Annotated in this window: 1 pseudogene; it reads left to right on the top strand. The window is 59.7% G+C overall.

From position 1 onward, the window contains the following. Window positions 1–417 (top strand): annotated as a pseudogene (locus A37A_RS22160) (hypothetical protein); the annotation flags it as partial.

Here is a 417-nt window from a genome sequence, read left to right as displayed (position 1 = left end):
CATGGGAGCGGTGGGGACTGGAAGAAGTCCTGGCCTCGGTGGAGGATCCGAAGAAGAGGAAACTTTTGCAGGCTATGATCTTCGGCAGGATTCTCTTCCCCTGCTCGAAGCTTTCCTGGAAGGAGGAGGCTCGGGGGACGCTTCTGGCGCAAGCCTGCTCCTTGGAAAAGAGCGAAGGATTTGAGGAAGAGGATCTCTACCGGGCGATGGATGGGCTCAATGGGGTTTGGAGCCGGATCGAGCGTGGGCTTTTCCAGAGAGCGTTTCCCGGAGGGGTAAGTCTGGTGCTCTACGATCTTTCGAGCACCTATTTTGAGGGAGAGGGTCCGAAGGGGTTGGCTCGCTACGGCTACAGTCGGGACCACCGGGATGACCGGCCGCAGGTGCTTTTGGCGGTGGCGACCGATGCGGAGGGGA

The organism is Verrucomicrobium sp. 3C (assembly GCF_000379365.1).
In the GTDB taxonomy this organism is placed as follows: Bacteria; Verrucomicrobiota; Verrucomicrobiia; order Methylacidiphilales; family Methylacidiphilaceae; genus Methylacidimicrobium.
The sequence above is the reverse complement of the archived record's forward strand: the minus strand, read 5'-3'. Positions and strand labels throughout refer to the sequence as shown.